Raw genomic sequence first — 12,675 nt, forward strand, 5'->3', positions numbered from 1 at the left:
CGGTGGCGAGTCAATCCTATTGCGGGTATCACGGATTGCAGAAATCCGGTGCTCTGGCTGCTCTGTGGCTACCGGGGATTCAGGCGGAGAGGACCCGCCATGCAACCGAGATACGCAAAGCCCTTGACCATTGAAGAACTGGCCGCGCTGCCGGACAGCGAGATCGACACGAGCGACATCGCGGCGCTGGACGAGGCCTTCTGGAGGAACGCCAGATTGTCTCCGCCGCGGACGAAGCCGAACGTCTCCTTGCGGCTGCCCGAAGAGGTGTTGAATTTCTTCACGGCGGAAAGCCCGAAGGGCTATACGTCGCGGATGGCGGCGGTGCTGTCGGCCTATGTGCAGGCGCATCAGGCGAAGCGGTGATGGCAACGGAATTGACAATCTGTTTCAGATTGTGCCGCTGCGACCCGCAACGGAACGTTTGCACTTCACCTGAAAGAATGCCGCCGCCAATTGAGGAGGATGGCATGAGTGGCACTGTCATTAGATTTGTCACGCGTTCCACGCACCGCCCGTTCGGGCATCGCAGCGGGGTGTTTAAGATCGCCTATCAGCTTCGCCGAGAATCCCCAACGGCATCTCCTCATCTTCCAGAGCTTGAAGAACTGCTGTCATGGTTCGAAAGGAACCTCGCAACACCGACGCGGTTTTCGACATCGCGCCATCCACGTGCACAGGAATCCGCCATCTCATGGGTCAGGGCAAGCGCCGGTGACCACGTCAGAAAATTGCGCAGGCTTGCCCTACTGGTCGAGGAGGCTGGGGATATTTGCATCGACGAACTGCGGACAGAACGACCGGGCTATGTTGTCTTTGAAGACGATCATCAAGTTGTTGCCCTGCCGTTCGCAGACACTCCTCGATAGGTTGCCGTCCCGCCTCGGTACGGACAAGCGAATTTCAATCAGAATTATTCTACATGATTCACAATTTGGAGGATGGTATTTGATCATTTGCCAAATGCTCGAATAATGGATGAAAATTTCATATGATGATGAACGCGGACGCTACAATCTATCATCAAGTGCCGGGGGGCGTGGAGCTTCTACAGTGGTTCGGTCAGGTACCGAGCTTCCATGACGCAGAAGTGCTTAGCCTCGAATTAAGGAGGAAAGAGCCGAGCGTATTAAGGCTACATGGCTGGATCAACACGGTAAGGCACGACGGATCTCATGTGCTCGACCGGCAAGCCGTTGTAAGTTTTATTCTCGGTGAAGTTATGGACCTCCAACTCGACGGCTTCAGCCACCAAAATGTTATTTATAGCTTGACTCTGCGCCGCGCGATTGACCGAGCTGAACGTCGAGGTTCCCTCTCGGTCAATCCGTTACCCGACGACGTCGAGATAGAAATTGAGCCTTGTTACGGATTGGGTGGGTTCATTCGTGCCAGAGCGGTTACAATCGCGTTTGTTCCTGGCACGCCAGAATCTCGTGTGTGAAACACTTTCATTCTATTCCGTTTCAACCCTCGACCATCCATAGTGAGCCAGCGCGACACGACGCCCCGCCCTCAATCCCCGCCCCCCTTCAACGCCGCCCCCGCCGCCACCGGCCCGAGCGCCCCGAAAAACAGCGTCAGCGCGCATAAGATCATGAAGGGCGGCCAGAACGGGTCGGGTTCGTTCACCGCCGCATAGGTGGCCGAGACGCCGAAGATCAGCACCGGGATCGCCAAGGGCAGCACCAGCACCGAGACGAGGAGGCCGCCGCGGGGGAGCGCCACGGCGACGGCGGCGCCGACGGCGCCGATGCAGACGATGGCGGGGGTGCCGACGAAGAGGGTCGCCATCACCGCGAGGAGGGCGGCGGGCTGGAGCGCCAGGAACAGGCCGAGGACGGGGGAGGCGAGGACCAGCGGCAGGGACGAGGCGGTCCACAGCGCCAGGCATTTCGACAGAACCACCAGCGGCATCGGCAGCGGGCCGGCGATCAGGAGGTCGAGGGTGCCGTCGTCGCGGTCCGCCTGGAACAGGCGGTCGAGGGTCAGCAGCGTCGACAGAAGCGCGCCGATCCACAGGATCGCCGGGCCGATGCGCGACAGAAGGTTCAGATCCGGGCCGACGCCGAAGGGGATCGTCGCAATCACCGCCAGGAAGAAGATGACGCCGGTGGTCGCCCCGCCGCCGCCGGCAAAGGCGAGGCGCAGGTCGCGCAGGAACAGGGCGGTCACAGCCAGCCCTCGGCGCTCGCGAGATCGTCTTCGTCGAGCAGCGCATCGGGCGTGCCGGGGCCGGAGGATCGCGGGTCGCGCGCGTCGATGTGCAAGGTCTTTGCCCCTTCGAGGCCGAGCGGGTGGTGGGTGGCGGCGATGGCGATGCCGCCTGTCGCAAGATGGCGCGCGACGATCTCGGCGAAGCGGCCCTGCGAGGCCGCGTCGAGGGCCGAGGTCGGCTCGTCGAGGATCCACACCGGGCGATCGGCGACGAGCAACCGGGCAAGGCTCGCCCGCCGCTGCTGGCCGGCGGAGAGATAGGCGAAGGGGATGGCCTCGAGGCCGGCAAGGCCGACGGCCGCCAGCGCTTCGGCGGGAGAAAGGGGCAGCGATGCGGCGGCGTTGCCGGATGCCGTGACTGGACCAACTGCGTGGGTCGGGCCGGACGCGGACGCGGATTCTGGAGCCGCACCGGCGGGCTCATCGACACCGCCACCGCCGCCGAGATACCGCGCCCAGAAGCCGAGATTGTCGCCGACGCTGATCTGGCCCTTCATGGCGTGGCGGTGGCCGACATAATGGGCGGCGTCGGCGAGGCGTTCGGCCGGTTCGCCGTCGGCGGCCACGAGCCCGTCGAGGCGAATCGCACCGGCGAGCGGCGGCAGCAGGCCGGCAAGCGTGCGCAGAAGGGTGGACTTGCCGGCGCCGTTCGGGCCGGTGACGACGAGGGCCTCGCCCGCCGCGACACCAGCGTCGAACGGCCCGGCGACGGCGACGGTGCCCCGGCCGACGACGAGGCCCTGCAGCGAAAGCCTTGCAGCGCTCACGGCTGCACCCTCGGTGTCGGTGATGTGCCGACCGGGGCTGCGATCGCGGCGGCGGCGGGTCGATGGGCTGTCATATTTTGTCGCCTTTGTTCCCAGCGGGCCTTTATAGCCATTACAAACTTGCCTATAAGGCCCTCAACCACTCCAGCGACCGGCGTGGAAACATCAAGCGCCGATCTCATGGCGCCCGCACGGCACCGACGGGCGTCAGGGCGGACAGCGGAAATGGTCGTACCCGCATCTTCGAGCGCGCTGATCCGCGGCGCATGAAGGCCGTTCGCCCTTCGGACTATTTTATCGGTTCGAGAAGGAATGTGAGCCTCGTGACCAATCATCCCGACAGTTTCAAAGCCAGGAAGACGCTCTCCGTCAATGGCAAGGACTATGTCTATTTCGATCTGAAGGAAGCCGAGAAGAACGGTCTTTCCGGCGCCTCGCGCCTGCCCTTCTCGATGAAGGTCATCCTCGAGAACCTCCTGCGAAACGAGGACGGGCGCACCGTCTCGGCCGACGACGTGCGCGCCGTCGCCAAGTGGCTCGACGACAAGGGCAAGGCCGGCCACGAGATCGCCTACCGCCCGGCCCGCGTCCTGATGCAGGACTTCACCGGCGTTCCCGCCGTCGTCGATCTGGCCGCCATGCGCGACGCGACGAAGCAGCTCGGCGCCGACCCCAGGAAGGTCAATCCGCTGGTGCCCGTCGATCTCGTGATCGACCATTCGGTGATGGTCGACTTCTTCGGCCAGAAGGATTCGTTCGAAAAGAACGTCGACGCCGAATACGGCCGCAACGGCGAGCGCTACACCTTCCTGCGCTGGGGCCAGGAAGCCTTCCAGAACTTCCGCGTCGTGCCTCCCGGCACCGGCATCTGCCACCAGGTCAATCTCGAATATCTCGCCCAGACCGTCTGGACCAAGGAAGAGAACGGCGAGACCATCGCCTATCCCGACACCCTCGTCGGCACCGATTCCCACACCACCATGGTCAATGGCCTGTCGGTGCTCGGCTGGGGCGTCGGCGGCATCGAGGCGGAGGCGGCGATGCTTGGCCAGCCGATCTCGATGATGATCCCCGAGGTCATCGGCTTTAGGCTCGAGGGCAAGCTGCCCGAGGGCACGACCGCGACCGACCTGGTGCTGACCGTCACCGAGATGCTGCGCAAGAAGAAGGTCGTCGGCAAGTTCGTCGAGTTCTTCGGCCCGGGCCTGTCGAACCTCACCCTTGAGGACCAGGCGACGATCGGCAACATGGCGCCGGAATACGGCGCGACCTGCGGCTTCTTCCCGATCGACAAGGACACGCTGGCCTATCTCGAGGCCACCGGCCGCGACAAGGACCGCATCGCCCTCGTCGAGGCCTATGCGAAGGCGCAAGGGATGTACCGCGAGGACGGCACGCCGGACCCGGTGTTCACCGACACGCTGGAACTCGACCTTTCGACGGTCGTCCCCTCCCTCGCCGGCCCCAAGCGCCCGCAGGACCGCGTCGCTCTGACGGAAGCGGCGGCAAAGTTCGTGGATGCGCTCTCCGAGATCAAGGGCGGCCGCAAGAAGAGCGAAACGCCGCAGTCGACCGGCGATTCCCGCTACATGGACGAGGGCGCGGTGCCGCCGAACGAGACGCCGGAGACGGTGCGTCATTCGGTCGAGGGCACCGACCACGGCCTTGCCGATGGTGACGTGGTGATCGCCGCGATCACGTCGTGCACCAACACCTCCAACCCGAACGTGCTGGTCGCCGCCGGCCTCGTCGCCCGCAAGGCCCATGCGCTGGGCCTGACGGTGAAGCCCTGGGTGAAGACCTCGCTGGCGCCGGGCTCGCAGGTGGTGACCGAATATCTGAAGAAGGCCGACCTCCAGAAGGATCTGGATGCGATGGGCTTCAACCTCGTCGGCTATGGCTGCACCACCTGCATCGGCAATTCCGGGCCGCTGCCGGAGGCGATTTCGGAATCGATCACCAGGAACGACCTCGTCGCCTGCTCGGTCCTGTCGGGCAACCGCAACTTCGAGGGCCGGGTCAATCCGGACGTGCGGGCGAACTACCTCGCCTCGCCGCCGCTGGTCGTCGCCTATGCCATCGCCGGCTCGATGTTCGTCGACATCACCAGGGAGCCGCTGGGCAAGGACAAGGCCGGCAACGACGTCTTCCTGAAGGACATCTGGCCGACCACCCAGGAGATCGCCGAGATCGTCCGCGAGACGGTCACCCGCGAGATGTTCGTGGACCGCTATGGCGACGTCTTCAAGGGCGACGAGCACTGGCAGAAGATCGAGGTGTCGGGCGGCCTGACCTACGACTGGGACGACCGTTCGACCTATGTCCAGAACCCGCCCTATTTCGAAGGGATGGAGGCCGAGCCGAAGCCCGTCACCAACATCGAGGGCGCGCGCATCCTCGGCCTGTTCGGCGATTCGATCACCACGGACCACATCTCGCCCGCCGGCTCGATCAAGAAGGACGGCCCGGCCGGCGACTATCTCGTCTCCCATCAGGTCCGCCCGGTCGACTTCAACTCCTACGGCGCCCGCCGCGGCAACCATCAGGTCATGATGCGCGGCACCTTCGCCAACATCCGCATCAAGAACCAGATGCTCGACGGCGTCGAAGGCGGAATGACGAAGCACTTCCCGTCCGGCGAGGAGATGCCGATCTACGACGCGGCGATGAAGTACAAGGACGAGGGCGTGCCGCTCGTCGTCTTCGCCGGCAAGGAATACGGCACCGGCTCGTCGCGCGACTGGGCGGCCAAGGGCACGATCCTGCTCGGCGTCAAGGCGGTGATCGCCGAGAGCTTCGAGCGCATCCACCGCTCCAACCTCGTCGGCATGGGCGTGGTGCCCTTCGTCTTTGCCGAGGAAGGCACCTCCTGGTCCTCGCTCGGCCTGACGGGCGACGAGAAGGTCACCATCGACGGCCTGACCACGATCAAGCCGCGCCAGGAGATGGAGGCGAAGATCGAGCGCGCCGACGGTTCGACCGAGATGGTCAAGCTCAAGGCCCGCATCGATACCGAGGACGAGCTCGAATACTACAAGAACGGCGGCATCCTGCATTACGTGCTGCGCCGCCTCGCCGCCTGATCCCGGTGGCCCGGGAGATCGTCTCCCGGGCCACACCTGTGCCGAGCCCGCGCTGGGCTCGGGCGCACTCCCTGGCGCCGGTCAAGGACCGGGGCCGGCGGGACGAGGCATCATCGAAGCGGCCGGGCGCGACCAGCGCCCGGCCGCCATCCTCGGACGACCCTTCGCCAGGCGTTGCTCCCCGCATCCGCCTCGCCGTTCGAAACCCCCGCGTTTCACCCGCAATTGACTGGCCCGTGTGAGGCCCGATCCCGTAGGGTCCGGCGCGAAAAGGGCACGACGCTATGCATTGCAATCCACCACACGGACCCGACAGAAAACGCCATGCGACGGCGCCGCGCGACGCGCTGCGTTGCGCCGCGACGCCGCGATGGATGCTGGCGGACGGGCATGTGGCGCCGGTCCCCGCCGGCCGGCCGGGGCGCTCCTGATGCGGCATTGGCCGAAGGTCCGCGCCTCTCGCCACGCCCTGGCCTGCCTGACGTTCGCGCTGGGCCTCGCTTTGCCCGGGCAGGTCTCGTCCGGCGAGCGCGTGAAGAGCGAAATCACCCATGTCCTCGAGCTCTTCACCAGCCAGGGCTGCTCGTCCTGCCCGCCCGCCGACCAGCTGCTGGCCAAGTTCGCCGACCAGCCCCACGTCCTCGCCCTGTCCTATCACGTCGACTACTGGGACTATATCGGCTGGCGCGACACCTTCGGCTCAGATCACAACAGCGAGCGCCAGCGCGCCTATGCGCGGGCCTTCGCCAACAAGATGGTCTATACGCCGCAGCTGGTGATCAACGGCCTCCACGACATGGTCGGCTCGCATGGCGAGAAGCTCGACCGGCTGATGGCCAAGAGCCGCCTGCCGGCCTCTCCGGTCAGCGTGTCGATCCGCCGGGTCGGCGACAGCCTCCACATCCGGGCGAGCGGCGTCATCACCCCGCCGGGCGAGCGCAAGCCGATGCTGGTGCTGGTGAACTTCGCCGACAGCGCGACGGTCGAGGTCGATCGCGGCGAGAATGCCGGCGAGACCCTCGTCACCACCCATCCGGTGCGGGGCTGGCAGCTGATGGGCATGGTCGGCAGCGCCGGGATGGAGGTCGACATGCCGGTCTCCTCGGTCACCCCCGACGGCAACGAGACCTATGGCTGCGCGGTGCTGCTCCAGGCCGTGCGCCCCGACGGCACCCCCGGCGCGATCCTCGCCGCGACCCAGCTGGAAATCGATCCGGACTGAGGCCTGGCTGTCCGAAGCCGGGCGGGACGGGACCCTTCCTGCGCAATGCCTCGGTCCGGGACCTCCGTCAGCTGCCTCCCGGCAAAATGCGGTCCGGCGGGCGGTGGCCGTCCATCAGCGTGCGGATGTTGATGATGACCTTCTCGCCCATCTCGATGCGGCCTTCCAGCGTCGCCGAGCCCATGTGGGGCAAGAGCACCACGCGGTTCTCCTCCGCCAGCCGCAGCAGCTTCTTCGACACCGCCGGTTCCTCCTCGAAGACGTCGAGGCCGGCGCCGGCGATCCTCTCGGCCTCGATCGCGGCGACCAGGGCCTTTTCGTCGATGATCTCGCCGCGGGCGGTGTTGACGATGAAGGCGTGCGGCTGGACCAGCGCCAGGCGCCGCGCCGACAGGAGGTGATAGGTCGCCGGCGTGTAGGGGCAGTTGACCGAGATGATGTCCATGCGGGCGAGCATCTGGTCGAGGCTCTCCCAGTAGGTGGCGCCGAGCTCCGCCTCGGTCTTCGGGCTCACCTTGCGGCGGTTGTGATAATGGATCTCGAGGCCGAAGGCCTTGGCGCGCCGGGCGACGGCGGTGCCGATGCGGCCCATGCCGACGATGCCGAGCTTCTTGCCCCAGATCCTGCGGCCGAGCATCCAGGTCGGCGACCAGCCCGGCCAGCGACCGCCGCCGACGAGCCGCGTGCCGCCCTCGACCAGCCGCCGCGGCACCGAGAGGATCAGCGCCATGGTCAGGTCGGCGGTGTCCTCGTTGAGGACGTTCGGCGTGTTGGTCACGGTGAGATTGCGGGCCAGCGCGGTCTCGACGTCGATGTTGTCGAAGCCGTTGCCGTAATTGGCGATCAGCCGCAGCCGCTCGCCGGCCTGCTCGATCACCGCGCGGTCGATCCGGTCGGTCACGGTCGGCACCAGGACGTCGGCCTCGCGCACGGCGGCGACGAGCTCCGGCTGGGTCATCGGCCGGTCGGTCTCGTTCAGCCGCGTGTCGAAGAGCTCGCCCATCCGCTGCTCGACCGGCTCCGGCAGCTTGCGGGTCAGGATCACGAGTGGCTTCCTGCGCTCGTTCATCGCCCGCCTTTCCCGTCTGTTCTCAAGACGTTGTTAACCGAACCGGTTGATTATCCCGGGCAATGCCGGTGGCCATACGTAGCAGCCGGGCCGCGGGAGGAAAAGTTCCGCCCGGCCCGCCTTCGCCATTTCGCCGGCCCCAATACAACGGCCGCGACGACATGTGACGTTCTGGCCGCGCCCTGGAGAGTGCCCGATGCCGTCCGCCTTCCTTCGCCCATGGCTGCGCCCCCTGGTCCTCGCGCTGGCCGGCGCAGCCGCCACCCTGGCCTACGCTCCCGCGCCGGCCAGCGCCCTGGAACTCGGGCCGGTCTCCAAGCTGCCGCTGCCCCGCTATGTCAGCCTGAAGGCGGCTCGCGTCAACGCGCGCATCGGCCCCGGCCGCGACTACCCGGTGACCTGGCTGTATCTGAGGCCCGGCCTGCCGGTGGAGGTGATCCAGGAATTCGGGCTCTGGCGCCGGATCCGCGATTCGGAGGGCGCCGAGGGCTGGGTCTATCACTCACTCCTGTCGGGCGAGCGCACCTCGATCGCCGCGCCCTGGCTGAAGGGCAAGGCGACGATGATCGACGTCCACAACAATCCGGCTCTCGACGCCCCGCTGGTGGCGCGGCTGGAGCCGGGCGTCGTCTCCAGGGTGAAGGAATGCCGCACCGGCTGGTGCGCGATCGAGGCCTCGGAGCGCGAGGGCTATGTGCGACAGGAAGACATCTGGGGCGTCTATCCGGACGAGAGCTTCGACTGACGGCTCGCAACCGGCAGGAGCCGGGGCGCCGGCGGGGGGCGGCAACGCGTCCCGGCCCGCAAGCGCGGCCAGGCCATGATCGCGCCCGGCCTCGGGCGGCCCCGGCAGCCGAACCGAACGCCGCCGGACGGCCGGAATGTCGGCCGCCGGTCTAGCCATGCGTGCCTGCAGACGATACCGATGCGTCCATCTGCAACGCAACGGACAGGATCATGGCCGAATACGACGTTCTCACCATCGGTAACGCCATCGTCGACGTCATCTCTCGCGAGGACGACGGCTTTCTGGAGCGCGAGACGATCCAGAAGGGCGGCATGACGCTCATCGACGCCGAGAGGGCGGAGCAGCTCTATGCCGCCATGGGGCCAGGGGTCGAGACCTCCGGCGGCAGCGCCGGAAACACCATTGCCGGCCTCGTCAGCCTCGGCGGCAGCGGCGCCTATTTCGGCAAGGTCGCGGACGATCAGCTGGGCGCGATCTTCACCCACGACATCCGTTCGCTGGGCGTCAGATACGAGACCAAGCCGCTCGAGGGCCAGCCGCCGACGGCGCGCTGCATGGTCATCGTCACCCCCGACGGCGAGCGCTCGATGAGCACCTATCTCGGCGCCTGCGTCGAGCTCGGGCCGGAAGACATCGACGAGGAGATCGTCAAGGCCGCCAAGGTCACCTATTTCGAGGGCTACCTCTGGGATCCGCCCCGCGCCAAGGAAGCCATCGTCAAGGCCGCCGGGATCGCCAAGGCGAACGGCCGCGCCGTCGCGATGACCCTGTCGGACAGCTTCTGCGTCCACCGCTACCGCGCCGAATTCCTCGATCTCCTGCGCTCCGGCACCGTCGGGATCGTCTTCGCCAACGAGTCCGAGGCGCTGGCGCTCTACGAGACGGAGGACTTCGACGCGGCCTGCGCCCAGCTCGCCCGGGACACGCCGCAGATCGCCGTCGTCACCCGCTCCGAAAAGGGCTGCGTGGTGCTGGAGGGCGACAGACGGGTCGACGTTCCGGGCGAGGGCGTCGACGAACTGGTCGACACCACCGGCGCCGGCGATCTCTTCGCCGCCGGCTTCCTGCGCGGCTACACCGCCGGGCTCGACCGCGAGACCTCGGCGCGCCTCGGCAACGCCGCGGCCAGCCACATCATCCAGCAGATCGGGCCGCGGCCGCAGACGCCGCTGGCCGATCTGCCGGCGGTGAAGGCCATCCTCGGCACGGCCTGACGGCGACTGTAACGCCGGCCTGGCCCTTGATGGCGCTGCCGGCGATGCGGTTCGGCGTTCCGGCTGCGTGAGGCGATGTCCTGCTCTCGAGCCGGCGCCGCTGCACGACGGCATCTGACATAGACGGACGCTGACAGAGACGGCCGCGCGCTCATCGGCGTGCGCGGCCGTCTTCTCGCGAGCCTGCATATCCTGAAGAATCCGATGTCCAAAGGGGCACTCGGGGAATGACCCGCCGGGCCGCTTCGTCGTGGCCGGGCACGGTCTGCTGCCCCACCCGATCCCCCGGGCCGCGTCTGAGAGACCCGTCGCGGCGCGATCGGTCGGCGACAGAGAGCCTTCGGCGGGCAGGGGAAGTCGCGGCGCATGCGACCGGCGTTCGCTGCCGCGTCCCCCGGCGTCGCGCGTTCACGCGCCGTCGCCAAACGCGCCGGACCGGGCGGCATTCTGGCTGCGATGATGCCGACGAGGCGGGCAAATGGAGACGAGCGGCCCGCTGCGGGTTTGCGCAGGAAACGACTGAGCGGAGAGGCTGGAACGGGGACGGCTGCGGCAAGTCCGCGGCGGCCCCGGACGTTGCTCCTCGCGGCAGGCACGCAGCCCGATCGGCGGGACGCCTGCCTGTTCGGCGCCTGGATACTCGGCGCCTGGCTACTCGGCGGGGACAAGCCCTTCATTGGCGAAGAAGCCGGCTTCGTCCTCCTCGGTACCGACGCCGATCATGGCCGGACGCTCGACGCTGCTCGGTGTCGTCAAAGTGAGGATCCGCTCGGTCATCGCCGGCATCAGGATGGCCCGCGCTTCCGGCGTATGGAAGCCGCCATTCAGCTGGCAGGTCATCAGCAGGAAGTTGCGATAGGCCTGGATCATCCTGGGATCCGGCTTCTCGTCGCTCGACCAGAATTCCGCCAGCGGGCCCTGGAAGGTCAGGCCGGCGACATCGTAGACCGCCTTGCCGAGGCATTTCACCGGAATGCCGCTGATCACGCCCTGCAGGCCGCCGGTCGAGTTGATCGTGACGAGGCAGTTGGTCCGGTCCATCAGGCCGGCGATGCCCGTCTTGCGCATGTAGACGGCGCGGCCCTCGAGGTTCAGCTGCTTCGCCAGCGTCTCGAAGATCTGCGGCAGTTTCTCGATGCCGTAGTCGAGCGGGTGCTGCTTGACGACGAGGAAGGCCTCTTTCGGGGCGTTCTTGGCGAAGGAGGTGAGCACCTCCTCGAGAAAGCGCTTGTTGGTGCCGAAGGGCGAGTGATAGCGGATCTGGCCGTCGCCGGGCTTCTGCATCAGCACGAGATAGACGCGGGCCCCGGGCTTGGCCTTGTGGGCATCGACGGCGGCCAGCGCGGCGCTTTCGTCGTTCCACAGGCGCCAGGAATATTCGCAGAAATAGCCGATGCCCTGCCGCTCGACGGAATCGCCGTAATATTTGGAATTGTAGGGCAGCACCGGCTTGAGCAGCATGCTCCAGAAGAAGTGCCGCATCGTGTTCACGACATGCGGACGCATGTGCACGGGAAACTCCCGGCACTTGGTCTGGGGTTCGGGAGCCTCGCTGATCACCGCCGGGTCGCAGCTGAGTTCGCTGTTGCCGTTCACCCCGTTCTGGGCGAGCGTGACGTGATGGGGCCGAAGGTAGCCGTTCTCGAGCACCAGCCGGGTGAGGCCGAGGCGCTTGGCGATGGCGAGAGCGATGCGGTTGCGGGGAAGCGTGTCGTTGTAGGTGACGACGGTCTCGATGCCGCGGGAGCGAATGACGCTGCGCAGGAAACGGGCCCAGCTCATCGACCGATCGAGCATGATCCGGTTGCGACCCGGCGTTTCGGCCCAGTCCCCGCCCTCGAGAACGATCCGGTAGACCTCGGCTCCCTGAGCTTCGAGCGATTCCGCCAGGTCGCGGAAAAACTCTCCGAACGGAGCGCCGATGAACAGGATGCGTTTCACCGCCATTCCTCGCAACGCCCTCTAGCTCCCTGCCAATGCCAGCCGACGCATTTGGCCGGCCCGCCCGTCGAACCCAATACCCGAGCGGTGTAACTCTCGTCGCCCCCAATATAGACGATTGGGAAAGGATGACAGAGTTTTATTTTCACTGGTGCAAGACCGCCACATACTCTGCGTCACCCATGGTCGCGACTGTCCGGAAATCGTCAGCCTGCTTGACCAGACTCCCGAAGAACCGCTCATTTGCGGCGATTTTTTGTGTGGCCCCCGAAATCGAGGGCTGCAAGGCGGGCGAGGTAGTACAACCAATCCTCACGTTACCAAGTTTTTAGCATGAATTTTCGTTCTTGCCATCCTCACATTTCGCAATGCAACATTTCATCGCGTGAGCTGATCACGCGGGTGGGCGCCCGG

General features: G+C 66.3%; 11 protein-coding genes. 7 read left to right on the plus strand and 4 right to left on the minus strand.

The window, feature by feature from the left end:
- The first annotated feature begins 99 nt into the window (after positions 1 to 99).
- From ATO4_RS14940 to ATO4_RS14945, 3 genes are all read left to right on the plus strand, one after another.
- Positions 100 to 366: a BrnA antitoxin family protein gene (locus ATO4_RS14940; protein WP_083592337.1), complete on the plus strand. Its 267-nt coding sequence runs from the start codon at positions 100 to 102 to the stop codon at positions 364 to 366.
- 104 nt (positions 367 to 470) lie between these two features.
- A complete protein-coding gene (locus tag ATO4_RS27165; RefSeq protein WP_139802465.1) occupies positions 471 to 869 on the plus strand; it encodes a hypothetical protein in 399 nt (132 codons plus the stop codon).
- 122 nt (positions 870 to 991) lie between these two features.
- Complete coding sequence (locus ATO4_RS14945; RefSeq protein WP_245308766.1) at positions 992 to 1,444, plus strand: Imm50 family immunity protein; 453 nt, start codon at positions 992 to 994, stop codon at positions 1,442 to 1,444.
- A 71-nt stretch (positions 1,445 to 1,515) separates the two neighbouring features.
- Here ATO4_RS14945 and ccmB read toward each other — a convergent pair whose 3' ends face one another.
- Both ccmB and ATO4_RS14955 read right to left on the minus strand, forming a co-directional pair.
- Entirely contained in the window at positions 1,516 to 2,175 is a 660-nt protein-coding gene (ccmB, locus tag ATO4_RS14950; RefSeq protein WP_083592338.1) for a heme exporter protein CcmB, read from the minus strand.
- Entirely contained in the window at positions 2,172 to 2,984 is an 813-nt protein-coding gene (locus ATO4_RS14955; protein ID WP_083592339.1) for a heme ABC exporter ATP-binding protein CcmA, read from the minus strand. Before ATO4_RS14955 ends, ccmB begins: the two co-directional genes overlap by 4 nt.
- Positions 2,985 to 3,307: 323 nt before the next feature.
- Between ATO4_RS14955 and acnA the strand changes: the two genes are divergently transcribed.
- Positions 3,308 to 6,067: an aconitate hydratase AcnA gene (gene acnA / locus ATO4_RS14960; protein ID WP_083592340.1), complete on the plus strand. Its 2,760-nt coding sequence runs from the start codon at positions 3,308 to 3,310 to the stop codon at positions 6,065 to 6,067.
- Positions 6,068 to 6,497: 430 nt separating this feature from the next.
- Positions 6,498 to 7,289 carry a DUF1223 domain-containing protein gene (locus tag ATO4_RS14965; protein ID WP_176223005.1) on the plus strand — a complete coding sequence of 264 codons (792 nt, stop codon included), beginning with the start codon at positions 6,498 to 6,500 and terminating at the stop codon, positions 7,287 to 7,289.
- Between the two features lie 67 nt (positions 7,290 to 7,356).
- Here the strand turns inward: ATO4_RS14965 and ATO4_RS14970 are convergent, their stop codons facing one another.
- Positions 7,357 to 8,358, minus strand: coding sequence for a D-glycerate dehydrogenase (locus ATO4_RS14970; protein ID WP_083592342.1), 1,002 nt, complete (start codon positions 8,356 to 8,358; stop codon positions 7,357 to 7,359).
- Between the two features lie 196 nt (positions 8,359 to 8,554).
- Between ATO4_RS14970 and ATO4_RS14975 the strand changes: the two genes are divergently transcribed.
- A complete protein-coding gene (locus ATO4_RS14975; protein ID WP_083592343.1) occupies positions 8,555 to 9,103 on the plus strand; it encodes an SH3 domain-containing protein in 549 nt (182 codons plus the stop codon).
- Between the two features lie 212 nt (positions 9,104 to 9,315).
- On the plus strand, positions 9,316 to 10,320 hold the full coding sequence (locus ATO4_RS14980) for an adenosine kinase (RefSeq protein ID WP_083592344.1): 1,005 nt from the start codon (positions 9,316 to 9,318) through the stop codon (positions 10,318 to 10,320).
- 651 nt (positions 10,321 to 10,971) lie between these two features.
- Here ATO4_RS14980 and ATO4_RS14985 read toward each other — a convergent pair.
- On the minus strand, positions 10,972 to 12,261 hold the full coding sequence (locus ATO4_RS14985) for a capsular biosynthesis protein (protein WP_176223006.1): 1,290 nt from the start codon (positions 12,259 to 12,261) through the stop codon (positions 10,972 to 10,974).
- Positions 12,262 to 12,675: the final 414 nt, after the last annotated feature.

Origin of the sequence: Aurantimonas sp. 22II-16-19i, assembly GCF_002088275.1 — a bacterium.
GTDB lineage: Bacteria > Pseudomonadota > Alphaproteobacteria > Rhizobiales > Rhizobiaceae > Jiella.